The following is a 21,744-nucleotide window of genomic DNA, read 5'->3' on the forward strand; positions in this document are numbered from 1 at the left end:
CGCTCGGAATCGAGAAAAACATGAGCCCTCGTTCTCTCGTCCTGCTGGCTTCGGCGCTTGCCGCCGTCGCATCCGTCACCTCCCACGCCGGCGCGGCCACCATCGCCGACGGCGCCTACATGGAGCAGAGCGTCAACAGCTGCCCCGGTCAGTCCCACTGCTATCTGAACTATTCGAAGATCCCCGTGGGCAAGACGCTCATACTGACGGACGTCAGCTGCATCGCAACGGCCGACGCGGGTGTCGTGCTCACCGCGTCTCGTCTGCGGCGGACCGGTTCGGGCGATCTGACCGGCACCAACTCGATTCCACCAGTGTACACCAACTCCTTCCCGCAGAATGGCAGCCATGTTCTGCAAACCAGGACGTTGTTCATCGTGCAGCCGGGGCAATCGCCCTTGATCGGTGCGAGCTACAGCGCCGCCTCCAGCAGCAACATCTTGGACTGCACCATCGCCGGGGTGCTCAAGTCCACGCCATGAAGCTCCGGTCTCCGATGCCGGCGCGGGGCCGAGGGCGTCGTCCGTCCTTGACTCCACGCCGCCGTGGGAGTAACGCCACCATCCGATCACGGCCGTTTCCGACGACCGAGCCGCCGACCGGGGCTTGACCCCGGAGGTCACCGCCCGCCGGCGCGTTGCGCTCGCGGGTGCGTTTCGTGCTTGGGAATCGCTCCGGACGCGACCACATGGAGCGGGCTCGACCCCTCCGGAGCCCTGGGAAACCATGTTCGAAAGCCTTTCCGATCGCCTGTCCGGCATTTTCGACAAGCTCACCCGCCGCGGTGCGCTGTCGGAGGCCGACGTGTCGGAGGCCATGCGCGAGGTGCGCCGGGCCCTGCTCGAGGCCGACGTCGCGCTCGACGTGGTCAAGTCCTTCACCGACAAGGTGCGCACCCGCGCCGTCGGCCAGGAGGTGGTCAAGTCGATCACCCCGGGCCAGATGGTGGTCAAGATCGTCCACGACACCCTCGTGGAGACGCTCGGCTCCGACGCCAGGCCGATCGACCTCGTCGCCCCGGCGCCGGTGCCGATCCTGATGGTCGGCCTGCAGGGCTCGGGCAAGACCACCACCACCGCCAAGATCGCCCGCCGCCTCAAGGAGCGCGAGCGCAAGCGCGTGCTGATGGCCTCGCTCGACACCCGCCGCCCGGCGGCGATGGAGCAGCTCAAGGTCCTCGGCGAGCAGAACGACGTCGACACCCTGCCGATCGTGGCCGGGCAGTCCGCCGTCGAGATCGCCAAGCGCGCCCTCACCGCCGCCCGGCTCGGCGGCTACGACGTCGTCATCCTCGACACCGCCGGCCGCGTCACGGTCGACGAGGGCCTGATGGACGAGGCCGCCGAGGTCAAGCGCGTCACCGATCCGCACGAGGTGCTGCTGGTCGCCGACGCCCTGACCGGCCAGGACGCGGTCAACACCGCCCGCGCCTTCGACGGGCGGATCGGCATCACCGGCATCGTGCTGACCCGCGTCGACGGCGACGGCCGCGGCGGCGCCGCACTGTCGATGCGCGCCGTCACCGGCAAGCCGATCAAGCTGATGGGCGTCGGCGAGAAGGCCGACGCGCTCGAGGACTTCCATCCCTCGCGCGTCGCCGACCGCATCCTCGGCATGGGCGACATCGTCGCCCTGGTCGAGAAGGCCGCCGAGAACTTCGACGCCGAGCGCGCGGCCAAGATGGCCGCCAAGATGGGCAAGGGCGAGTTCGACCTCGACGACCTCGCCGAGCAGCTGAAGCAGATGCAGAAGCTCGGCGGCATGGGCGGGATCATGAGTCTGATGCCCGGCATGGGCAAGATGAAGAACCAGATCGCGGCCGCCGGCCTCGACGACCGCTTCGTCAAGCGCCAGATCGCCATCATCTCCTCGATGACGAAGAAGGAGCGCGCCAAGCCCGCCGTCATCGACGCCAAGCGCCGCAAGCGCATCGCCGCCGGTTCGGGTACCGACGTCGCCGACGTCAACAAGGTGCTGAAGACCCACCGCCAGATGGCCGACATGATGAAGGCCATGGGCAAGCAGAAGGGCGGCCTGATGGGCGCGCTCGGCGGCATGTTCGGCAAGGGCGGCATGCCCGACCCCTCCAAGATGGATCCGGCCGCCCTCGAGAAGATGGCGCGGGACATGGGGATCGGCGGCGGCGCCGGCGGTCTGCCGCCCGGCCTGCCCAAGGGCCTGCCGCCGGGTTTCGGCGCGGGGATGCCCGGCGGGATGCCGAAGCTCCCGGGCCTGCCCGGCTTCGGCAAGGGGCCGAAGAAGAAATGAGGGACGCCGAGGAGCCCGCGACCGCCGAACTTTCGCGGATCCGGGCGGAGATCGACGCCGTCGACGAACGGCTGATCGCTCTCCTCGCCGACCGCTTCCGCCTGACGAGGGCGATCGGCCGGCTCAAGGTGGACAACGACATCGCGTCGGTCGATCCGGCGCGGGAGAAGATCCAGATCGCCAGGATCCGGCGCCTCGCCGGGGCGGCCGGTCTGGACGAGGACCTCGCCGAGACGGTGCTGCGCACCGTGATCGGCCAGGTCGTCGTCGATCACGAGGACATGCGGCGCCGCAGCGCCGACGACACGCAGGACCAGGAGTAGGACAATGTCGCTGAAGATCCGTCTCGCCCGTGGCGGCGCCAAGAAGCGCCCGCACTATTCGATCGTCATCGCCGACGCGCGCTCGCCGCGCGACGGCCGCTTCATCGAGAAGATCGGCACCTTCGATCCGCTGAAGCCCAAGGATTCGGCCGAGCGCGTCAAGCTCGACGTCGAGCGCGCCCGGCACTGGCTCGCCAACGGCGCGCAGCCGACCGACCGCGTGCTGCGCTTCCTCGACGCCGCCGGCCTCGTCAAGCGCGCCGCGCGCAGCAACCCGAACAAGGCCGAGCCGGGCGCCAAGGCCAAGGAACGCGCCGCCGAGCGCGCCGAGAAGGCCGCCGCCGCCTCGGCGGAGTGAGATCGCGTCCGTGACGGTCCGGCCCAGGTCGGCCGTCGCCGGTGCTGCTTCCGGGACCCCGCGCGGCGACGTGCGGGGTCTTCGCGTTCGACGCCTCCGCATCGCGGGGTACCGCGCGACGTGCCCCGGGATTGACTCGGCCGGCCGATCGTGGTCGGCAGGTGCCATGGCCAGACCCCAGATCCCTCCGACCGCACCCCTTTCCGACCCCGTCCTCCTCGCCGAGATCGGCGCCGCGCACGGCGTGCGCGGACAGGTCCGCGTCAAGTCGCACACCGGCGATCCCGAGGCGTTCCGGGACTACGGCCCGCTCTACGACGAGCGCGGCCGGCGCTTCGTGGTGGCGAGCGCCCGGCCGCTCAAGGACGACATGCTCGTGGTCGCCTTCGAAGGCCTGACCGATCGCACCGCCGCCGAGGCGCTGACCCGTACCAAGCTCTACGTCGACCGTTCGGCGCTGCCCGAACCGGAGGACGAGGACGAGTTCTACCACGCCGACCTCGTGGGCCTTTCCGTCGTCACCGCCGCGGGCGAGACGGTCGGCACCGTCGTCGCCGTGCAGAATTTCGGCGCCGACGACCTGATCGAGGTCGCCCGGCCCGGCCGGCGCTCGGTCCACGTGCCGTTCACGCGGGCCGTGGTGCCGGTGGTCGACGTCGCCGGCGGGCGGATCGTGATCGAACCGCCGGAGGGGCTCCTGGACGACGACGCCCGGCCCGAGCCGGGCGAAGACGGCGGGGATGCGCCGTGACCGACGCTTCCGCCCCGGCGGCGGCCTTCCGCGCCGACGTGCTGACGCTCTATCCGGAGATGTTCCCCGGCCCGCTCGGCGTCAGCCTCGCCGGGCGGGCGCTGGCGCGGGGCACGTGGTCGCTGACGGCGACCCAGATCCGCGACTTCGCGACCGACCGCCACCGCACCGTCGACGACACGCCCGCCGGCGGCGGGCCGGGCATGGTGATGCGCCCCGACGTGCTCGCCGCGGCGATCGACGCGGTGTCGCCCGCGGACGATCCGCGGCCGCGCCTCCTGATGAGCCCGCGCGGCGCGCCGCTGACGCAGGCGCGGGTGCGCGCCCTCGCCGCCGGCCCGGGCGCGGTGATCCTGTGCGGCCGCTTCGAGGGGGTCGACGAGCGGGTGATCGGCCGGCGCGGCCTCGAGGAGGTCTCGATCGGCGACTACGTGCTGTCGGGCGGCGAGGTGGCGGCGCTGGTGGTGCTCGACGCCGTCGTGCGCCTCTTGCCCGGCGTGATGGGCAACGCCGCCTCCGGCCACACCGAGAGCTTCGAGACCGGCCTGCTCGAACACCCGCAGTACACTCGGCCGGCCGCGTTCGAGGGCGAGGAGATCCCGCCGGTGCTGCTGTCGGGCGACCACGGCAAGGTCGACGTCTGGCGCCGCACCGAGGCGCTCCGGATCACGCGGGAACGCCGGCCGGACCTCCATGCCGCCCACGTCGCCGGAAAATCGCGGTCCGAGGCTTGACGGCGTCGGCCGGCGCGGGCAGAAACCCGCGATCCGGAGTCGACAACGGACGGGCCTTCGTGTACGAAGCCCGCCACATAATTCCGCGCGAGAATCCGACGACGAACTCGCCCCCCATCGCAGCGACGATCGCGGGCGCTCTGGCCGTTCGGCAGAAGAAGGTTCTTTGAGATGAGCGACATCATCAAGCAGCTCGAGGCCGAGCAGATGGCGGCGATCGCCGCCAAGCGCGTCCTGCCGGCTTTCGGCCCGGGCGACACCGTCCGCGTCAACGTCAAGGTCGTCGAAGGCACCCGCACCCGCGTGCAGGCCTACGAGGGCGTCGTGATCGCGCGCAAGGGCGGCGGCCTCAACGAGAGCTTCACCGTCCGCAAGATCTCCTACGGCGAGGGCGTCGAGCGCGTCTTCCCGGTCTATTCGCCGCTGGTCGAGTCGGTCGACGTCGTGCGCCGCGGCAAGGTGCGCCGCGCCAAGCTCTACTACCTGCGCGATCTGCGCGGCAAGTCGGCCCGCATCGTCGAGGCCACCAACGCCCGCGCCCGCAAGCTCAACGAGGCCGCCCGCGCGGCCGCCGCGGCCCCTGCCGCCGCCGAGTGAGCCCCGGCTCGTCACCCTTCCCGTCAAGGCCCGCCTCGTGCGGGCCTTTTCGTTTGCGCATCCGGCGGAGCCCATGACCACCACGCTGACGGTCGCCACCTGGAACATCAACTCGGTGCGGATGCGCCGGCTGATCGTCGAGCGCCTGCTCAACGAGGTCGGCCCGGACGTGGTCTGCCTGCAGGAGACCAAGTGCCAGGACGCGCAGTTCCCGAGCGCGGACTTCCGCAAGCTCGGCTACGAGCACGTCGCCTGCAACGGCGGTCGCGGCGGCTACCACGGCGTCGCCATCCTGTCGCGGCTGCCGCTCGCCGACGTCGAGGTCCGCGACTTCTGCGGCAAGGACGTCGACCCGCGTCACCTCGCGGCGACGGTGACGGTGAACGGCCGGCCGGTGCGGCTGCACAATTTCTACGTCCCGGCCGGCGGCGACGAGCCCGATCCCGAGGCCAACCCGAAGTTCCGCCACAAGCTCGACTTCCTCGCCGAGATGGCGGCGTGGCTGCCGGGTGCCTCCGGCGGCGTGCCGGACGTGGTGGTCGGCGACCTCAACGTCGCGCCCTACGAGACCGACGTGTGGTCGCACAAGGCGCTGATCGACGTGGTCAGCCACACGCCGATCGAGTGCGAGGCGCTCGAGAAGGTGCGTCTCGCCGGCGGCTGGGTCGACGTCGCCCGCACCTTCGTGCCGATCGAGGAGCGGCTCTACACGTGGTGGAGCTATCGGGCCAAGGACTGGCGCGCCACCGACAAGGGCCGCAGGCTCGACCACGTCTGGGCCCATCCGGACCTCGCCGCCCGCGCCACCGCCTTCCGCGTCCTCAAGGACGCCCGCGACTGGGACCGGCCGTCCGACCACGCGCCGCTGCTGGTGACGCTGGACCTCGGCTGACGATTGAATGCGAGTTCGCAAGGTTCCGACCCGTGGTCGGAGCGTTGCGCGCGAGAAGCGCCCGACCGGGCGCCGGCCGAGAGGCCGTGACAGGCATGGCGGCTTTCAGCCGCCCTCGATGGCGTCGAGCCGGCGCTTGACCGCGCCGAGTTCGCCGGTGGTGCGCACCAGCCGCTCGGCGACGCGGCCACGCAGCCGCTCGGCGACCTCCGGGTATTCGTCGAGCATGCGGCGGAACAGCGGCCGACGGATCTGGATGACGGCGACGTCGCCGACGGCGACCGCCGTGGTGGCGCGCTCGCCCTCGACGATCATCGAGAGCTCGCCGATCAGCCCGGCCTCGCCGACGGTCTCGATCACGACGTCGTCGCGACCGGCCGGATGGATCGCGACCTCGCCGGAGACGACGACGAAGCCGCTGTCGGCGCGGTCGCCGGCGCTGAACAGGCGCTGGCCGGACCGGTAGCTGCGGTTCTCCGCCGAGAAGGCGAGCAGGCGCAGCTTGTCCTCGGTGAACTCGGACAGCATCGGCACGCGCTGCAGCAGGCGGACGTCGGACTCGAGGCTCATGGCCGGGCGCGTGGGCCTTGTGGCGAAACGACGGGACGATCCCGTCGTTCTTAACCCGGAGCGCGGCCCGCACGCGAGCGATTCGAACGGGCCGGACCGGTGAAACCGGCGGTCGTCGACCGAAAAAATGTTCCCGCTCGCCGGCGGCCCGTCGCCGTCAGGGCACCAGCTTGTAGCCGCCGCCCTCGGTCACCAGCAGCTGCGCATTGGAGGGATCCTTCTCGATCTTCTGGCGCAGGCGGTAGATGTGGGTCTCGAGCGTGTGGGTGGTGATGCCGGCGTTGTAGCCCCAGACCTCGTGGAGCAGCACGTCGCGGGTGATCACCTTCTCGCCGGCCCGGTAGAGGAACTTCAGGATCGAGGTCTCCTTCTCGGTCAGCCGCACCTTCGAGCCCTTGGGATCGACCAGCAGCTTGGCCGAGGGGCGGAAGGTGTAGGGCCCGATGTTGAAGACCGCGTCCTCGGACTGCTCGTGCTGGCGCAGCTGGGCGCGGACGCGGGCGAGCAGAACCGCGAACTTGAACGGCTTGGTGACGTAGTCGTTGGCGCCGGCCTCGAGGCCTAGGATCTGGTCGCTGTCGGTGTCGTGGCCGGTCAGCATGATCACCGGGCTGGCGAAGCCGCTCTTGCGCAGGATCTTCACCGCCTCGCGGCCGTCCATGTCGGGCAGGCCGACGTCCATCAGCACGAGGTCGACGTGGGCGGCCCGGGCGGTCTGCACGCCCTTGGTCGCGGTTTCGGCCTGGAGCGGTTCGAATTCCTCGGTGAGGGAGAGCTGCTCGACGAGGGCCTCCCGGAGATCGGGATCGTCGTCCACGATGAGGATCTTGCGGGCGGTCATGGAAACCCCGTAACAGTCGGAAGTGGCGGTCCGCCGCGGACGGATTCGCCGCGAAACAGTGCACCACACAAGCCGGATCGGCCAGAGGACGCAAGCTCCGTGGACAATCGGCACGCAATCGTGACAGCGAAACGCGGCGCGATCACGCGTCTTCGCGTCGCGACGACCTGTGCGGGCGGTCGGCGCGGCCGTCTGGTCGGCGGCGGGGTGGACGTTCCCTGCGCGATCGGGCGCTCCGGCGTCGTCGCCGTCAAGCGCGAGGGCGACGGCGCGTCGCCGCGCGGCGCCTTCGCCGTGCTCGGCGGCTGGTACCGGCCGGACCGCTTCTCCGTCCGACCGGCCTCCGGGGTGCCGCTCCGCACACTCCGCCGCGACGACGGCTGGTGCGACGCGAGCGCCGACCGCAACTACAACCGCCCGGTCCGCCTGCCCTATCCCGCGGGCGCCGAGGCGATGTGGCGCGACGACGGCCTCTACGACGTGGTGCTGGCGCTGGACTGGAACATGGGTCCGCGGGCGCGCGGACGCGGCAGCGCCATCTTCTTTCATCTCGCGCGAGCCGACTTCGCGCCGACCGCCGGCTGCGTCGCGGTCTCGCGCGCGGCGATGCTGCGGATCCTGCCGCGGCTCTCCCGGCGGACCCTGGTCGTGTTCGGCCGCTGACACCGCGCCGGCGTGGTGCCGGCGGCGCTCAGACCGGCTCGCCGGCGAGCAGGCGCGGGGTGCCCCGGCCGATGCCGGCGGCTTCGCCGATGAAGAAGCGCTTCAGCAAGGGCAGCCGCTCGACGAGGCCGAGGCCGACGTCGCGGACCATGCGCACCGGCGCGGCGTCGTTGGAGAACAGCCGGTTCAGCACGTCGGTGGTGGCGGCCATCTGCCAGGTGTCGAAGCGGCGCCAGCGCTGGTAGTCGTCGAGGACGTCGAGGGCGCCGGGGTCGCGGCCGATCCGGAGCGCCTCGGCCAGCACCTCGACCAGCGCGGCGACGTCGCGGAAGCCCATGTTGAGGCCCTGACCGGCGATCGGGTGCATGCCGTGGGCGCTGTCGCCGACGAGCGCGAAGCGCGGCGCGACGAAGTCGCGGGCGAGGGTGAGGCCGAGCGGATAGGCCGCGCGCGGGCCGGCGAGCCGGACCTCGCCGAGATGGTGGCCGACCCGGCGCTGCAGCTCGGTCTCGAAGACGAGGTCGTCGCCGGCGACGAGGCGGTCGGCGAGCGCGGTCTTCTCCGACCAGACCAGGGACGAGCGCCGGCCGCCCTTCAGCGGCAGCACCGCGAAGGGCCCGGCCGGCAGGAAGTGCTCCTCGGCGCGGCCCTCGTGGTCGCGGTCGTGCTCGATGGTGGTGACGATGCCGGACTGGCCGTAGTCCCAGGTGGTGGTCCGGATGCCGGCGAGGCCGCGCAGGCGCGAGCGTACGCCGTCGGCCGCGACCAGGAGGCCGGCGGCGATCCGCCGGCCGCCGGCGAGGCGGACCTCGACGCGCCCGCCGTCGGCCGAGAAGTCGGCGACCCGCTCGGGCGCGAGGATCGCGACCCCGGCCGCTTCGGCGGCGGCACCGAGCGCGCTCACCATCGCGCCGTTCGGCACCATGTGGGCGAAGGGCTCCCCGCCGGCGGTGACGCCGTCGAAGGTGAGGAACACAGGCCGGACCGCGTCCTCGAGGCGGCTGTCGGTGACGATCATCTCGCGGATCGCCTCCGCGGTCGGCTCGATGGCGTCCCAGACGCCGAGGGTCGTCAGCATGCGCCGGGCGGCGGCGGCGATCGCCGAGGCGCGCGGGTCGCCGGCGAGGTCGCGCCAGGGCCGGAGGTCGACCACGGCGACGCGGACGCCGGGCACCGCGCGGGCGAGACCGAGGGCGAGCGACAGGCCGACGTAGCCACCGCCCGCGATCACGACGTCGGTTCGATCGGTCATCACCAGCTCCCGCGGTCGCCGCGGACCCGACGGCGGCGAGCTTCCGTTCACGGAAGCTCGTCTTGACGCTGACGTCGCGCCGGGTCCAGATGGCGAGGGTTCTAGCGCGCCGGGCCCGGCGCGGCGAGCCCCCAGAGCAGGTTCACCCGAAATGCATGGTCGCGCGAAATGACCGCCGTCGACGAACTCGTCGCGATCCTCGACCTCGAGACGCTGGAGCACGACCTCTTCCGCGGCCAGAGCCCGGGATTCGGCTGGCAGCGCGTGTTCGGCGGCCAGGTGGTGGCGCAGGCGCTGGTGGCCGCGGCGCGCACCGTCGATCCGTCGCGGCCGGTGCACTCGCTGCACTGCTACTTCCTGCTCGGCGGCGATCCCAAGGTGCCGATCGTCTACGAGGTCGACCGCATCCGCGACGGCGGTTCGTTCACGACGCGCCGGGTCGTTGCGATCCAGCACGGCCGGCCGATCTTCTCGATGTCGGCCTCGTTCCAGGCGGTCGAGGACGGGCTCGAGCACCAGATCGACATGACGGGCGTGCCGATGCCGGAGGATCTGCCCGACGAGGCGCAGATCAAGGCCTTCATCGACCAGTTCGCGCCCGAGCCGGTCAAGCGCTACTGGGCGCGGCCGCGGCCGCTGACGCTCCGTCCCACCGACTTCTCGCGCTACGCCGGCAAGACGCCGTCCGACCCGCGGCAGGCGCTGTGGGTCCGGGCCTCGGCGCCGCTGCCGGACGATCCGGCGCTGCACCGCGCCGTGCTCGCCTATCTCTCCGACATGACGCTGCTCGACACTGCCCTCGTCGTGCACGGGCGCTCGGTGTTCGACCCGCACCTCCAGGTCGCCAGCCTCGACCACGCCATGTGGTTCCACCGCGAGCCGCGCGCCGACGAATGGCTGCTCTACGCCATGGACAGCCCGTCGTCGTCGGGCGGGCGCGGCTTCACCCGCGGCTCGCTCTACGACCGCGGCGGCCGCCTCGTCGCCTCGACCGCTCAGGAAGGGCTGATCCGCGTGCGCAAGCCCGGGTGATCGTCCGCGCCGGCTCGGGCCGTGCACGGGCAGGGCGCGCCGCCGCCGTGGCGGCTTCGTGGCGGCGGATCGCCGACGTGCCGTTTGCTCATTTACGCGGCGTCCAAACAGCAGGCATCTGCCCATTGTTTGAACATTTACCGTTCGGTGGGGCGCTTCGCCGCCGCCCGGAGTCCGTCGCCGTGCCGTCGCGGCCGCGGACTCCCGGCGGTTGCCGGCCGATTTCGCGTCGGCGCCGACGTTGGCACGAAGATTGATTCCAGTCCGGTCGTCGAGAGCCTTCGCGCCCCGCTCCGGGGCCGTCGGCCAGCGGAGGCGCCAGCGGGGGCCGGGTCTCCGTACGGCGTGCGCAAGACCGGATCGGAAGGACATCCATGAAGATCGTCATGGCCATCATCAAGCCGTTCAAGCTCGACGAGGTGCGCGACGCGCTCACCGCGCTCGGGGTGCACGGCCTCACGGTCACCGAGGTGAAGGGCTACGGGCGCCAGAAGGGGCACACCGAGATCTACCGCGGGGCCGAATACGCCGTCAGCTTCCTGCCGAAGCTGAAGATCGAGGTCGCCGTGGCGTCCGAGCAGGCCGACAAGGTGGTCGAGGCGATCGCCGCCGCCGCCAAGACCGGCCAGATCGGCGACGGCAAGATCTTCGTGACCTCGATCGAGCAGGCCGTCCGCATCCGCACCGGCGAGACCGACACCGACGCGCTCTGACGCGGCGGCAACGCTGCGGTTCGGGCGGCACGCGCGCTCCGGCGGCGCGCCGCACGAACCGCAGCGACGACGAGCGGGACCGGACGCCCCCGGCGGACCGGACCCGGAAAGAACGCCATCCCGAGAGGATCTCTTGATGAAGCACTTGAAGACACTGCTCGCCGCCGCGCCGATCCTGGCGATGACGGCCGCCGTGGCGTTCGCGCAGGACGCCGCGGCTCCGGCGGCCGACGCCGCCGCCGCCGCCGCGCCCGCCGTGCCGGTCCCCGACAAGGGCGACACCACCTGGATGCTCCTGTCGACCATCCTCGTGATCCTGATGACGATTCCGGGCCTCGCGCTGTTCTACGGCGGCCTCGTGCGCGCCAAGAACATCCTGTCGGTCCTGATGCAGGTGCTCGTCGGCTTCTCGCTGATCGCGATCCTCTGGGTGGTCTACGGCTACTCCGTCGCCTTCACCGGCGCCGCCACCCCGGCCGAGGCGACCGCGCTGACGCCGTTCTTCGGCGGGCTCTCGAAGATGTTCCTCGCCGGCGTCGGCCTCGACTCGCTGGCCGAGACCTTCACCAAGGGCGTGTTCATCCCCGAACTCACCTTCGTGATCTTCCAGCTGACCTTCGCCGCGATCACCCCGGCCCTCATCATCGGCGCCGTCGCCGAGCGCATGAAGTTCTCGGCGGTGCTGGTGTTCCTGGTGCTGTGGTTCACCTTCTCCTACCTGCCGATGGCCCACATGGTCTGGTGGTGGGGCGGCCCGAGCGCGCCGACCGACACCCCGTCGGGCTACCTGTTCGCGATCGGCGCCTACGACTTCGCCGGCGGCACCGTCGTGCACATCAACGCCGGTGTGGCCGGTCTGGTGGCTGCTCTCGTGGTCGGCCCGCGCGTCGGCTACGGCAAGGACGTGATGGCCCCGCACAACCTCGTCTGGACCATCGTCGGCGCCTGCCTGCTGTGGGTCGGCTGGTTCGGCTTCAACGCCGGCTCCAACCTCGAGGCCAACGGCCTCGCCGCCCAGGCGCTGCTGAACACCATCGTCGCCACTGCCGCCGCGGCCCTCGCCTGGTCCTTCGTCGAGTGGCTGACCCGCGGTCACGCCTCGGCGCTCGGCGCCGCCTCGGGTGCCGTCGCCGGCCTCGTCGCCATCACCCCGGCCGCCGGCTTCGCCGGTGTCGGCGGTGCCATCGTCCTCGGTGCGATCGCCGCAGTGATCTGCGCCTGGGCCGTGATCTGGCTCAAGGCCAAGCTCGGCTACGACGACAGCCTGGACGTCTTCGGCGTGCACGGCGTCGGCGGCATCGTGGGTGCGATCGGCACGGGCGTCGTCGCCTCGGACAAGCTCGGCGGCTTCCCGCTCGCCGGCTACGAGATGGGCGCCCAGGTCGGCCACCAGATCTGGGGCGTCTTGACCTGCATCATCTGGTCGGGCGTCGTCTCCTTCGTGGCGCTGATGATCACCAAGGCGATCGTCGGCCTGCGCGTCACCGAGGCGGCCGAGCGCGAGGGTCTCGACGTCACCACCCACGGCGAGCGCGCCTACAACTGATCGGGCGTCGGCCGGCCGTCCACGGGGCGGCCGGCGGGCTCGCGATCCTTCCGACGGGGGCCGGCGGCACGGGGACGTGCCGCCGGCCCCTTCTTTTTCGCGGGGCGTTCGCGACCTGCCGCGCGCTGTCGCAGTTGCGAAGGCAACCCGTTCCCGCCACAATCGTTTCCCGGAAGGTCCCGGCCGTCCGGCGCGCCCCGCCGCGGCGACGATCCACCCGCCCCACCCTATGCAGAGGTGATCCGATGAAGATCGTCATGGCCATCATCAAGCCCTTCAAACTCGACGAGGTGCGCGACGCGCTCACCGCGCTCGGCATCCACGGCCTCACCGTCACCGAGGTGAAGGGCTACGGCCGCCAGAAGGGCCATACCGAGATCTACCGCGGCGCCGAATACGCCGTGTCCTTCCTGCCCAAGCTGAAGATCGAGGTCGCCGTCGCCTCCGAGCAGGTCGACAAGGTGGTCGACGCCATCGTCGCCGCCGCCAAGACCGGCCAGATCGGCGACGGCAAGATCTTCGTCCACGCGATCGAACAGGCCATGCGCATCCGCACCGGCGAGACCGATACCGACGCGCTGTGACGCATCCCGGCGCGGGCCTCGGTCCGCGCCGACCGGCCGTCGTCGCAAGCCGGGGTTCCGAGCCATGCGAATGCGACATGGCGCTGGGGCACGGCCGGGCCGGCAAGGTTAAAGGCCGCTTAACCCCGGCGGCCCTAAGCTCGGCGGGTCGGGTGCCGCCGGTGCGGCGCCCCCGAGCCCCGTCCGCAGCGCCGCCGAATCGCCGATGTCCCCTCCGCCCGCGCCGTCCGCCGTCGCCTCGCCGTTCCAGCGGCTGGCCGCCCTGCTCGCCGACGTCCCGCCCGGGCGCGCGCCGATCGACCTGACGGTCGGCGAACCGCGCCATCCGGTGCCGGACTTCGTCGCGCCGGTGCTCGCCGCCGCCACCGCCGACTTCGGCCGCTATCCGCCGATCCGCGGCACCGACGCCTTCCGCGATGCCGCCGCCGGCTGGCTGGAACGCCGCTACGGCCTCACCACGCCGATCGACCGCGCCGATGGCGTGCTGCCGCTGAACGGCTCGCGCGAGGGCCTGTTCTACGCCGCCGTCGAGGCGGTGCGCGCCGCCGCGGGGGCGAAGGGTCCGCGCCCGGCGGTGCTGCTGCCCAATCCGTTCTACCAGGTCTACGCCGCCGGCGCCGAGGCGGCCGGGGCCGAGGCGGTGATGCTGCCGGCGGGTCCCGAGACGGGCTTCCTGCCCGACCTCTCAGCCGTCGATCCCGCGCTCCTCGCCCGCACCGTCGCGCTGTTCTACGCCTCGCCGGCCAATCCGCAGGGCGCGGTGGCGGATCTTTCCGCCTGGACGGCCCTGATCGAGGCGGCGCGACGGCACGGCTTCATGCTGTTCGCCGACGAGTGCTATTCCGAGATCTGGCGCGGCGCGGCGCCGCCGGGCGTGCTGGAAGCGGCCGACCGGACCGGCGCCGGCTTCGACCGGATCGTCGCGTTCAACTCGCTGTCGAAGCGCTCGAACCTGCCCGGGCTGCGCTGCGGCTTCGCGGCGGGCGATGCCGCCTTCCTGAAGCGCTGGGCGACCTTCCGTAACGTCGCGGCGCCGCAGGTGCCGCTGCCGGTGCAGGCGGTGGCCGTCGCCGCGCTCGCCGACGAGGCCCACGTCGCCGAGAACCGCCGGCTCTACGACCTCAAGTTCGCCGCCGCCGAACGGATCCTGGCGCCGCGCTTCGGCGCGGTGACGCCGCCGGGCGGCTTCTTCCTGTGGCTCGACGTCGCCACCAGGGGCGGCGGGGAGGCCGCGGCGGTACGGCTCTGGCGCGAGGCCGGGGTGCGTACCGTGCCGGGGGCCTATCTCGCCGCCACCGGTCCCGACGGAACCAATCCCGGCGCGCGCTACCTGCGCGTCGCCATGGTGGCCGACCTCGGCCCGACCGAGGGCGCCCTCAACCGCATCGCCGAGGTGCTCGCATGACCGTCGAAGCCCGCCGCCGTCCCGCGCCGCGCCGCGACGACGCGCCCCGCCCCGCCGGCAAGGACGGCCGACGTCCGCCGGCGCGCCCCGAGGGCGGCGGCAAGGCGCTGGTCCGCGTCGACGACCGGCCGCTGCCGGTGCCGCGCCGCAGTGCGGGCGACGAACGGCTCGGCGCCTCGCTCCGGCGCAACTTCGCCGGCGCCGCCGGCCTCGCGGTGATCGCCGCCGTCGCCGCGCTCGCCGCGGCGCTGGCGACGTGGTCGGTCGACGACCCGAGCTGGAGTCACGTCACCGACGGTCCGGTCCGCAACGTGCTCGGCCCGGCCGGCGCGGTGATCGCCGATCTCGTGATGCAGCTGATCGGCCTCACCGCCGGCCTGTTCCTGGCGCCGGTGGTGATCTGGGGCTGGCAGCTCACCGTCGGGCGGATCCCGCGCGTCGCCAAGGGGCGCTGGCTGTCCTGGCTCGCCGGCACCTTCGTCGGCGCGGCCTTCATGAGCGCGCTGCCGCCGACCGCTGGCTGGCCGCTGCCGACCGGCCTCGGCGGCGCGATCGGCGATCTCGTACTGCAGATCCCCGCCGCCTTCACCGGCGGCGTCCTCAGCGACACCGGCCGCCTCGCCTGTCTGATCGCGCTCGGCCCGGTCGCCGCAGCGCTGATGGTGTTCGCCTCCGGCTTCCCGGCCGGCGCCGAGACGGACGACGACGATCTGCCCGTCGGCGCCGAGGAGGACTTCGACGACGAGGAGGAGCGCTCCGGCGGCCTCGGCGCCATGGCCGGCGCCTTCCACCACGCGTGGTACTCGGCGAAATGCGCCTTCTCGCGGCGGACCGGCATCGGCGCGCGGCCGCGCTTCGCCTATCCGGGCGAAGAGATGGAGGAGTCGGGCGAGCCGGCGGCCGCCGCCCCGGCCGAGCGCCGCGGCGTGACGCGCTGGGTGCGCAAGCTGGTCGAACCGGACGACGGCCTCGACGGCTTCGCGCCCGAGGCGGGCGGGCGGGCCGAACCGCCGGTGCACGCCGCCCCGGCGCTCGCCCCCGTCCATGACCTCGGCGACGGCGAGGACGACGGCGAAGGCTTCGACCCCGACGAGCGCCTCGCCGACCACGGCATGGTGCCGCCGGTCGCGGTCGAGATGCCGCGCGCCGCCCCGAACCAGGTGCGCACCACGCCGCTGCGCGGTCCCGCCGCGAAGATCGGCGCCGCCGCGCCGGCGCCCGAGCGTCCCGCCGGCCGCGTCCGCGCCCCGGCCGCGCCGATCCAGCCGAGCCGCCGCTCCGGTGCGACGCAGCTGTCGCTGCTCGACCCCGACGGCTTCCAGCTGCCGCCGGTCGACCTGTTGTCGCCGCCGCGGACGCAGCCGGGCGCGGCGCCGCGGATCTCCACCGACGCGCTGGAACAGAATGCCCGCCTGCTGGAGGGCGTGCTCGAGGACTTCGGCATCAAGGGCGAGATCCTCAACGTCCACCCGGGTCCGGTCGTCACGCTCTACGAGCTCGAGCCGGCGCCGGGCATCAAGTCGAGCCGCGTGATCGGCCTCGCCGACGACATCGCCCGCTCGATGAGCGCGGTAGCGGCGCGCGTCGCGGTGATCCCCGGCAAGAACGCGATCGGCATCGAGCTGCCCAATTCCACCCGCGAGACCGTGTTCCTGCGCGAGCTGATCGATTCGCAGGACTTCGAGCGCACCAAGTCGCGCCTCGCCCTCGCCCTCGGCAAGACCATCGGCGGCGAGCCGGTGATCGTCGATCTCGCGCGCACGCCGCACATGCTGGTGGCCGGCACCACCGGCTCGGGCAAGTCGGTGTCGATCAACACCATGATCCTGTCGCTGCTCTACCGGCTGACGCCGGAGGAGTGCCGGCTGATCATGATCGACCCGAAGATGTTGGAGCTGTCGGTCTACGACGGCATCCCGCACCTGTTGTCGCCGGTGGTCACCGACCCGCGCAAGGCGGTGGTGGCGCTGAAGTGGACGGTCCGCGAGATGGAGGACCGCTACAAGAAGATGTCGAAGATCGGCGTCCGCAACATCGAGGGCTACAACGCCCGGGTGTTGCAGGCGGCCGAGAAGGGCGAGACCCTCGCCCGCACCGTCCAGACCGGCTTCGACGCCCGCAGCGGCGAACCGATCTTCGAGACCGAGGAGATGGAGCTCGGGCCGCTGCCCTTCATCGTCGTCATCATCGACGAGATGGCCGACCTGATGATGGTGGCGGGCAAGGAGATCGAGGGCGCCGTCCAGCGTCTCGCCCAAATGGCCCGCGCCGCCGGCATCCACGTGGTGATGGCGACACAGCGCCCGTCGGTCGACGTCATCACCGGCACGATCAAGGCGAACTTCCCGACCCGTATCTCCTTCCAGGTGACGTCGAAGATCGACAGCCGCACCATCCTCGGCGAGCAGGGCGCCGAGCAACTGCTCGGCCAGGGCGACATGCTCTACATGGCCGGCGGCGGCCGCATCCAGCGCGTCCACGGCCCCTTCGTGTCGGACCAGGAGGTCGAGGCGATCGTCGCGCACCTGAAGACCCAGGGGGCGCCGGACTATCTCGAGGCGATCACGGCCGAGGAGGACGAGGACGGCGGCGACGGCCCGGCCTCCGGCGAGACCTGGCCGAACGGCACGGGCGAGGACGGCGGCGCCGACCTCTACGATCAGGCGGTGGCCGTGGTGCTGCGCGACAAGCGCGCCACCACCTCCTACATCCAGCGCCGGCTCGGCATCGGCTACAACCGCGCGGCCTCGCTGATCGAGCGGATGGAGAAGGAGGGGCTGGTCGGCCCCGCCAACCACGCCGGCAAGCGCGAGATCCTGGTGGAGGGCGGCGAGGAGTGACCCGCCGCCGGGGCGCGCACCGCCCGCCCTTCGGTCGGTCGACGCCCTTGCGAACCTGCTTTCGCCATCTTCCGCGCTACCATCGCGGCCCCGTATCTGGAACGCCGGCATCGTCGCCGGTGGAGGACCCGTCCCGATGACCTTCGCCCCGATCGCTCGCCGCTTCGCCCGCGTCGCGCGTGGTCTCGCCGCCGCCGGTCTCGCCGCGGCGCTCCTGGCCGCACCGGCGGCCGCGGCGCCCAATCTCGCCGGTCTGTCGCCAGAGCAGCGCGCGACCGTCGACGCGGTCAACAAGTACTTCAACTCGGTCACGACCATCGAGGGCAAGTTCGTCCAGACCGGTCCGGACGGGGCGCAGACCACCGGCTATTTCGTCATCGACCGGCCGGGCAAGATGCGCTTCCGCTACTATCCGCCGTCCCAGCTCGACATCATCGCCGACGGCAAGACGGTGGCGATCGACGACAAGGCGGCCAAGGAGCAGACGCTGCTGCTCCTGTCCGAGACGCCGCTGCGCTTCCTCCTCGAGAAGAACATCGACCTCACCCGCGAGGCCGCGGTCAGGGCGGTGTCGGCCGACGCCGACCTGATCACCGTGGTGCTGCAGGACGACGCCGTCTACGGCGCCGGCCAGCTGACGCTGATCTTCGACGCCCGGACCATCGAGTTGAAGCAGTGGACGGTGACCGACGCCCAGGGTCTCGACACCACGGTGGCGGTCTACGAGGTCAAGACCGGCACCGCGACCAATCCGAAGTGGTTCCAGATCGAATACTCCAAGTATCGCTGACGTCGCCGGCCGGTGTCGCCGCCGGCCCGCGGCTGCGTGGTTGCCGCGGCGGGGCGGGCTGAATATGGTCCGTGCCCGGGGGTGAACGGCGGGGCCGTTCCCGTGGAGATCCGCCGTTGAGCCGCATCGAACTGTCGTCCTTCCTGATCGCAGGGGCGGCGCTCGCCCTCGCGCTGAAATTCGGCCTGCTCGCGGCTCTGCTCGCGGGCCTGATGGTGCACGAGACCGTGCTGCTGATCGCGCCCTGGCTGAGGCGCAGCGCCGGGCTCGACCACGAGGTCGGCAAGGCGGTGGCGCTGGTGCTGTTCACGGGCGTGATCTCGCTCGGCCTCACCATCGTGATCCTCGCGGCGGTGCCCTTCCTCACCAACGGATCGGAGAGCGTCGCCGCCCTGTTGCGCAAGATGGCCGAGGTGGTCGAGAGCGCTCGCACCTATCTGCCGCCGTGGGCGAGCGAGCACCTGCCGGACAGCGCCGACGACCTCCAGGCCGTCGCCGCCAAGGTGCTGCAGGACCACGCCTGGGAGTTCCAGCGCATCGGTCAGGAGGTCGGCCGGGTCCTCGTGCACGTCTTCATCGGCTTCATCATCGGCGGGCTGCTGCTGTTCCGCCACTCGATGCCGTCGACCGACAACCCGGCACCGCTGGCGGCGGCGCTGCGCGAGCGCTGGCACCGGCTCTGCACCTCGTTCCGGCGCGTGGTATTCGCGCAGATCCGCATCTCCGCGCTGAACACGGTGCTGACGGCGATCTACCTGACCGTGATCCTGCCGCGCTTCGGCATCGATCTGCCGCTGGTCAAGACCATGATCGCGGTGACCTTCATCGCCGGCCTCTTGCCGGTGATCGGCAACATCATCTCGAACACCGTGATCGTCGTCGTCAGCCTCAGCGTGTCGGCGCTGGCGGCGGTCGGTTCGCTCGCCTTCCTGATCTTCGTGCACAAGCTCGAATACTTCATCAACGCCCGCATCATCGGCTCGCGGATCAACGCGCGCGCCTGGGAGATGCTGACCGCGATGCTGGTGATGGAATCGGTCTTCGGCATCGCAGGCCTGATCGCCGCGCCGGTGTTCTACGCCTACCTCAAGGAAGAGCTGTCGAGCCGCGGACTGGTGTGAACGACCGGCCCGACGCCTGTTCAAACGAAGCGCCAGACCTTCGTGCGCTTGATCTCGCCGTCCTCGAGCGCCCGCGTCACCGGGACGGTGTACTCGGCGACCGCCTCGACGCCGGTCTTCGGCACGTAGGCGCGGCCGGGGTCGCCGAACAGGACGGTAGCGCCGCGTGCCTCGGCGGCGCGGAGGAACGGCTCGACCTTGTCGGACATGGGCTTCTCGTAGAAGACGTCGCCGGCGAGCACCACGTCGTAGCCGTCCGAACCGAGCGCCAGCAGGTCGCGGCCCTCGACCTCGACGGCGACGCCGTTCTCGGCCGCGTTGAGCGCGATGGCGGCGAGCGAGAAGCCGTCGATGTCGGAGGCGACGACGCGGGCGGCGCCGGCCCTCGCCGCGGCGATGGCGACGATGCCGGAGCCGGAGGCGAAGTCGAGCACGGTCCGGCCGCGCACGATCGCCGGATTGTCGAGCACGTGGCGGGCGAGGGCCTGTCCGCCGGCCCAGGCGAAGGCCCAGTAGGGTGGCGGCAGGCCCATGGCGCCGAGTTCCTCCTCGGTGCGGTGCCACAGGCCGATCGCCTCGTCGGCGAGGTGGAGACGGATCTCCGGCACGTGCGGCGGCGCGAGGAGCCGCGTCTCGGCGCGGATGAAGGCGGCGGGGTCGCCGATCGGGGTCGCGGGCAAGGCTCGAACTCCTCGGGGCGGCGGGGCCGCGGCGGCGATGTCGTTACGGTCCCGCAAGGCTCCGACGAGTCGGGACCTCACGGAACGGGCGTCAGAACCCGCCCATCTCGCGCACGATCGCCCATTCCTCGTCCGTGACCGGCTGCACCGACAGCCGGAACGAGGTGACGAGGCTCATGCCGGCGAGGCGCGGCTCGGCCTTGACGGCGGCGAGCGTCACCGGGCGCGGCACGTCCTCGACGGCGCGGAGGTCGACGCAGTCCCAGCGCGGATCCTCGGTGGTCGGATCCGGATGGGACAGCGCGCAGACCTCGACGATGCCGACGATCGCGAGGCCCTCGTTGGAATGGTAGAAGAAGCCGCGATCGCCGAGGCGCATCGCCCGCATGAAGTTGCGGGCCTGGTAGTTGCGCACGCCGGTCCAGGCGGTGCCGGCGGCGCCGGCGGCCTTCTGCTGGTCCCAGGACCAGGACGCCGGTTCGCTCTTGAACAGCCAATGGGCCATCGTCCCCCTCCAGGCGCGGCTCAGTCCGGCTTGCCGATCACCCAGCGCCACGGGCGCACGACGACGCTCTCGAACAGGCCGGCGGCGGCGTAGGGATCGGCCGCCAGCAGCGCGTCGAGCGCGGCGCGGTCCTCGGCTTCGACCACCAGCAGCGAACCGACCATGGCGGTGCCGTCGTCCGAGGTGAACGGGCCGGCGATCCTCACCGCGGCGGCGTTGGCCTTCAGGAATTCCAGGTGGGCGGCGCGGTTGTCGGTGCGCACGGCGGCGTGGCCGGGCTTGTCGAGGCAGGTCACGGCGAACAGCATGGCGGGCGGGTCCCTCCGGATCGGTCGGTCGAGCCGGACCGTAGAGAGCCCCCGCGCCGGCGGCAAGGGGGCGCGCGCCGCGTCAGGGGGCAGCGGGCGCCGGGGCGGAAAGGTGTCAGGGCAGCAGGCCGTCGCCCTCGGCGGCCGGGGCGTCGTCCTCGCCGTCGCCGTCCTCGTCGTTCGTGCCGGCGCCACGCTTCGGCCGGGGCCCGAGATGGGCGACGGCCTCGTCCGGGCTCCCGACCTCCACGATCGTGTGGTCCTTCAGGACGAAGAAGGCGGTGCAGTATTTCTTGAGGACCTGCGGGGCGGAGGTGGCGATCACGAAGCCGGCCGATTCCATGCGCTCGCGGGCGAGTTCGTCGAGCCGGGCGCGGAAATCGGTGCTGCCGGCGACGAGGTTGTCGTCGACGGCGTAGATGTCGAACGGCATCGCGTAGGACGCGCTGTACAGGAATTCGGCGCGGTGATCCTTCTCGATCGCGCCGAACTTGCGGTCCAGGACCGCGCCGAGGTTGGCGAAGTCGGCGACGAAGGCGATCACCGGCTTGGGGTCGAAGCCGTTGAGCCGGCAGATGAAGACGAGATTCTCCCTGAGCGTCAGCTGGGCATTGTAGGGCGACGCCGTCCCGACCGGGAAGGACATGATGCCGGACCTGCGGACGCGGCCGCGCTCGGGCTCGATCGCGCCCGAGGACAATTGCAGCACGGTGGACTTGCCGGTTCTCGGATGCGCCAGGAGCCCGACGACCCGGTCGGTCGGGAAGGTCACGCTGCAGCGGTCGAGCACGACGGTGTGCCGGCGCGGCTTGTGGAGGGTCGTCGAGACGCGGTCGAAGACGATCACGGCGGCATTTCCCGGGCTCGGAGCGGATCCGCCCGCTCGGTCAGTGGGCGTGGTCCCTGACGGAGTAGAAGACGAGTGTGGAGACGACCCAGATTCCGAGGGCGGCGAGGAAGAAGAGGAAGGT

The 21,744-nt window shown here is 71.8% G+C and carries 23 protein-coding genes and 1 pseudogene; 17 read left to right on the forward strand and 7 right to left on the reverse strand.

Annotation, left to right across the window (positions count from 1 at the left end):
• Positions 1–20 precede the first annotated feature (20 nt).
• The 8 genes and pseudogenes from EDD54_RS14905 (at position 21) to EDD54_RS14940 (ending at position 5,923) form a co-directional block, all read left to right on the forward strand.
• Positions 21–482, forward strand: a complete 462-nt coding sequence (locus EDD54_RS14905; protein ID WP_126540395.1) for a hypothetical protein — start codon at positions 21–23, stop codon at positions 480–482.
• 244 nt (positions 483–726) lie between these two features.
• Positions 727–2,268, forward strand: a complete 1,542-nt coding sequence (gene ffh / locus EDD54_RS14910) for a signal recognition particle protein (protein ID WP_126540396.1) — start codon at positions 727–729, stop codon at positions 2,266–2,268.
• A complete protein-coding gene (locus EDD54_RS14915; RefSeq protein ID WP_126540397.1) occupies positions 2,265–2,591 on the forward strand; it encodes a chorismate mutase in 327 nt (108 codons plus the stop codon). Before ffh ends, EDD54_RS14915 begins: the two co-directional genes overlap by 4 nt.
• 4 nt (positions 2,592–2,595) lie before the next feature.
• A complete protein-coding gene (rpsP, locus tag EDD54_RS14920; protein WP_126540398.1) occupies positions 2,596–2,949 on the forward strand; it encodes a 30S ribosomal protein S16 in 354 nt (117 codons plus the stop codon).
• Between the two features lie 166 nt (positions 2,950–3,115).
• The gene (rimM, locus tag EDD54_RS14925; RefSeq protein WP_126540399.1) at positions 3,116–3,700 is read left to right on the forward strand and encodes a ribosome maturation factor RimM; all 585 of its coding nucleotides are present in this window, start codon (positions 3,116–3,118) and stop codon (positions 3,698–3,700) included.
• Positions 3,697–4,434: a tRNA (guanosine(37)-N1)-methyltransferase TrmD gene (gene trmD, locus EDD54_RS14930; protein WP_281010178.1), complete on the forward strand. Its 738-nt coding sequence runs from the start codon at positions 3,697–3,699 to the stop codon at positions 4,432–4,434. Before rimM ends, trmD begins: the two co-directional genes overlap by 4 nt.
• Positions 4,435–4,605: 171 nt before the next feature.
• Positions 4,606–5,022, forward strand: a pseudogene (gene rplS / locus EDD54_RS14935) (50S ribosomal protein L19); the annotation flags it as partial.
• An 82-nt stretch (positions 5,023–5,104) separates the two neighbouring features.
• A complete protein-coding gene (locus tag EDD54_RS14940) occupies positions 5,105–5,923 on the forward strand; it encodes an exodeoxyribonuclease III (RefSeq protein WP_126540401.1) in 819 nt (272 codons plus the stop codon).
• A gap of 105 nt (positions 5,924–6,028) precedes the next feature.
• Here the strand turns inward: EDD54_RS14940 and EDD54_RS14945 are convergent, their stop codons facing one another.
• Entirely contained in the window at positions 6,029–6,493 is a 465-nt protein-coding gene (locus EDD54_RS14945; RefSeq protein WP_126540402.1) for a cyclic nucleotide-binding domain-containing protein, read from the reverse strand.
• A gap of 157 nt (positions 6,494–6,650) precedes the next feature.
• The gene (locus EDD54_RS14950; protein ID WP_126540403.1) at positions 6,651–7,334 is read right to left on the reverse strand and encodes a response regulator transcription factor; all 684 of its coding nucleotides are present in this window, start codon (positions 7,332–7,334) and stop codon (positions 6,651–6,653) included.
• A 207-nt stretch (positions 7,335–7,541) separates the two neighbouring features.
• Here EDD54_RS14950 and EDD54_RS14955 point away from each other — a divergent pair, with 207 nt between their 5' ends.
• Positions 7,542–7,997 (forward strand): L,D-transpeptidase family protein, encoded by a 456-nt coding sequence (locus EDD54_RS14955; RefSeq protein ID WP_245515779.1) that lies wholly within the window; start codon positions 7,542–7,544, stop codon positions 7,995–7,997.
• Positions 7,998–8,025: 28 nt separating this feature from the next.
• On the opposite strand, the gene EDD54_RS14960 is transcribed toward EDD54_RS14955, so the two are convergent.
• Positions 8,026–9,249, reverse strand: a complete 1,224-nt coding sequence (locus tag EDD54_RS14960; protein WP_126540404.1) for a ubiquinone biosynthesis hydroxylase — start codon at positions 9,247–9,249, stop codon at positions 8,026–8,028.
• Between the two features lie 168 nt (positions 9,250–9,417).
• Here EDD54_RS14960 and tesB point away from each other — a divergent pair, with 168 nt between their 5' ends.
• From tesB to EDD54_RS15000, 8 genes are all read left to right on the forward strand, one after another.
• Positions 9,418–10,281: an acyl-CoA thioesterase II gene (tesB, locus tag EDD54_RS14965; protein WP_126540405.1), complete on the forward strand. Its 864-nt coding sequence runs from the start codon at positions 9,418–9,420 to the stop codon at positions 10,279–10,281.
• A gap of 374 nt (positions 10,282–10,655) precedes the next feature.
• Positions 10,656–10,994, forward strand: coding sequence for a P-II family nitrogen regulator (locus EDD54_RS14970; protein ID WP_126540406.1), 339 nt, complete (start codon positions 10,656–10,658; stop codon positions 10,992–10,994).
• 136 nt (positions 10,995–11,130) lie between these two features.
• On the forward strand, positions 11,131–12,540 hold the full coding sequence (locus tag EDD54_RS14975; protein ID WP_126540407.1) for an ammonium transporter: 1,410 nt from the start codon (positions 11,131–11,133) through the stop codon (positions 12,538–12,540).
• Positions 12,541–12,785: 245 nt separating this feature from the next.
• A complete protein-coding gene (locus EDD54_RS14980; RefSeq protein WP_126540408.1) occupies positions 12,786–13,124 on the forward strand; it encodes a P-II family nitrogen regulator in 339 nt (112 codons plus the stop codon).
• A gap of 205 nt (positions 13,125–13,329) precedes the next feature.
• Positions 13,330–14,529, forward strand: coding sequence for an aminotransferase class I/II-fold pyridoxal phosphate-dependent enzyme (locus EDD54_RS14985; RefSeq protein ID WP_126540409.1), 1,200 nt, complete (start codon positions 13,330–13,332; stop codon positions 14,527–14,529).
• Positions 14,526–17,369, forward strand: a complete 2,844-nt coding sequence (locus EDD54_RS14990; RefSeq protein ID WP_126540410.1) for a DNA translocase FtsK — start codon at positions 14,526–14,528, stop codon at positions 17,367–17,369. The genes EDD54_RS14985 and EDD54_RS14990 overlap by 4 nt, the downstream gene beginning before the upstream one ends.
• Positions 17,370–17,505: 136 nt before the next feature.
• Positions 17,506–18,159 carry a LolA family protein gene (locus EDD54_RS14995; RefSeq protein ID WP_126540411.1) on the forward strand — a complete coding sequence of 218 codons (654 nt, stop codon included), beginning with the start codon at positions 17,506–17,508 and terminating at the stop codon, positions 18,157–18,159.
• Positions 18,160–18,275: 116 nt separating this feature from the next.
• Positions 18,276–19,280: an AI-2E family transporter gene (locus EDD54_RS15000; RefSeq protein WP_126540412.1), complete on the forward strand. Its 1,005-nt coding sequence runs from the start codon at positions 18,276–18,278 to the stop codon at positions 19,278–19,280.
• Positions 19,281–19,300: 20 nt separating this feature from the next.
• Here EDD54_RS15000 and EDD54_RS15005 read toward each other — a convergent pair whose 3' ends face one another.
• The 4 genes from EDD54_RS15005 to EDD54_RS15020 form a co-directional block, all read right to left on the reverse strand.
• Positions 19,301–19,960 carry a class I SAM-dependent methyltransferase gene (locus tag EDD54_RS15005; protein ID WP_207620505.1) on the reverse strand — a complete coding sequence of 220 codons (660 nt, stop codon included), beginning with the start codon at positions 19,958–19,960 and terminating at the stop codon, positions 19,301–19,303.
• A gap of 91 nt (positions 19,961–20,051) precedes the next feature.
• The gene (locus EDD54_RS15010; protein ID WP_126540413.1) at positions 20,052–20,465 is read right to left on the reverse strand and encodes an EVE domain-containing protein; all 414 of its coding nucleotides are present in this window, start codon (positions 20,463–20,465) and stop codon (positions 20,052–20,054) included.
• 20 nt (positions 20,466–20,485) lie between these two features.
• Entirely contained in the window at positions 20,486–20,773 is a 288-nt protein-coding gene (locus EDD54_RS15015; protein WP_126540414.1) for a YciI family protein, read from the reverse strand.
• A gap of 115 nt (positions 20,774–20,888) precedes the next feature.
• A complete protein-coding gene (locus EDD54_RS15020; RefSeq protein WP_126540415.1) occupies positions 20,889–21,620 on the reverse strand; it encodes a P-loop NTPase family protein in 732 nt (243 codons plus the stop codon).
• Positions 21,621–21,744 lie beyond the last annotated feature (124 nt).

The organism is Oharaeibacter diazotrophicus (assembly GCF_004362745.1).
Classification (GTDB): Bacteria; Pseudomonadota; Alphaproteobacteria; order Rhizobiales; family Pleomorphomonadaceae; genus Oharaeibacter; species Oharaeibacter diazotrophicus.

Excerpts from the sequence above, each read along its gene's own strand:
- EDD54_RS14915 (WP_126540397.1), top strand. The coding sequence starts at position 2,265 with ATGAGGGACGCCGAGGAGCCCGCGACCGCCGAACTTTCGCGGATCCGG.
- EDD54_RS14940 (WP_126540401.1), top strand. The coding sequence starts at position 5,105 with ATGACCACCACGCTGACGGTCGCCACCTGGAACATCAACTCGGTGCGG.
- EDD54_RS14960 (WP_126540404.1), bottom strand. The coding sequence starts at position 9,249 with ATGACCGATCGAACCGACGTCGTGATCGCGGGCGGTGGCTACGTCGGC.
- tesB (WP_126540405.1), top strand. The coding sequence starts at position 9,418 with ATGACCGCCGTCGACGAACTCGTCGCGATCCTCGACCTCGAGACGCTG.
- rpsP (WP_126540398.1), top strand. The coding sequence starts at position 2,596 with ATGTCGCTGAAGATCCGTCTCGCCCGTGGCGGCGCCAAGAAGCGCCCG.
- EDD54_RS14990 (WP_126540410.1), top strand. The coding sequence starts at position 14,526 with ATGACCGTCGAAGCCCGCCGCCGTCCCGCGCCGCGCCGCGACGACGCG.
- EDD54_RS14945 (WP_126540402.1), bottom strand. The coding sequence starts at position 6,493 with ATGAGCCTCGAGTCCGACGTCCGCCTGCTGCAGCGCGTGCCGATGCTG.
- ffh (WP_126540396.1), top strand. The coding sequence starts at position 727 with ATGTTCGAAAGCCTTTCCGATCGCCTGTCCGGCATTTTCGACAAGCTC.
- EDD54_RS15010 (WP_126540413.1), bottom strand. The coding sequence starts at position 20,465 with ATGGCCCATTGGCTGTTCAAGAGCGAACCGGCGTCCTGGTCCTGGGAC.
- EDD54_RS14980 (WP_126540408.1), top strand. The coding sequence starts at position 12,786 with ATGAAGATCGTCATGGCCATCATCAAGCCCTTCAAACTCGACGAGGTG.
- EDD54_RS15015 (WP_126540414.1), bottom strand. The coding sequence starts at position 20,773 with ATGCTGTTCGCCGTGACCTGCCTCGACAAGCCCGGCCACGCCGCCGTG.
- EDD54_RS14975 (WP_126540407.1), top strand. The coding sequence starts at position 11,131 with ATGAAGCACTTGAAGACACTGCTCGCCGCCGCGCCGATCCTGGCGATG.
- EDD54_RS14950 (WP_126540403.1), bottom strand. The coding sequence starts at position 7,334 with ATGACCGCCCGCAAGATCCTCATCGTGGACGACGATCCCGATCTCCGG.
- EDD54_RS14970 (WP_126540406.1), top strand. The coding sequence starts at position 10,656 with ATGAAGATCGTCATGGCCATCATCAAGCCGTTCAAGCTCGACGAGGTG.
- rimM (WP_126540399.1), top strand. The coding sequence starts at position 3,116 with ATGGCCAGACCCCAGATCCCTCCGACCGCACCCCTTTCCGACCCCGTC.
- EDD54_RS14985 (WP_126540409.1), top strand. The coding sequence starts at position 13,330 with ATGTCCCCTCCGCCCGCGCCGTCCGCCGTCGCCTCGCCGTTCCAGCGG.
- EDD54_RS14995 (WP_126540411.1), top strand. The coding sequence starts at position 17,506 with ATGACCTTCGCCCCGATCGCTCGCCGCTTCGCCCGCGTCGCGCGTGGT.
- EDD54_RS14905 (WP_126540395.1), top strand. The coding sequence starts at position 21 with ATGAGCCCTCGTTCTCTCGTCCTGCTGGCTTCGGCGCTTGCCGCCGTC.